Genomic DNA, 534 nt, shown 5'->3' on the forward strand with positions numbered 1-534 from the left:
CGTGCGAAACTGCGCTTCGAAGAGAAAAAAGCGCGTATGGAACGCGAAAAAGCAGAACGTGAGAACCGCTTCAAGAAAGCCGCGGATGACCGTCGAAAAGAGATGAAGTCAACCGGTGGTGATGATGCTATCGCCGCAGCCATTGCTCGTGTTAAAGCACAAAAATCGAACGAAGAGAATAAAGCTGAGCCAGCAGTTAAACCTGCTGTCGCGGCTGCCATTGCCAAAGCAAAAGCGAAGCAAGCCGCAGCAGCAAAAGTTGGTGCAACTGAGCCTGACAACTCCGAAATGGCAAAACTGCGTGAAGAGCGCAAGCGTCTTGCTCGTGAACGTAAAGCAGAAAAAGAACAAAGCGAAACCCCTGCTAACAATGCTGATGATAAAAAGTCCGCAGTTGCTGCAGCAATCGCGCGCGCGAAAGCGAAAAAAGCTCAGCAGGAAGAAAACGCATCTGAAGAGCCAGAAGATAAAAAAGCCGCAGTAGCCGCTGCTATTGCTCGAGCAAAAGCGCGCAAAGCGCAGCAAGAAACTGAA

General features: G+C 50.2%; 1 pseudogene. It reads left to right on the forward strand.

Annotation, left to right across the window (positions count from 1 at the left end):
- A pseudogene (locus tag R7190_RS30240) lies at positions 1 to 534 on the forward strand (electron transport complex subunit RsxC); the annotation flags it as partial.

The sequence above is a fragment of the Vibrio sp. 1078-1 genome (genome assembly GCF_033340475.1).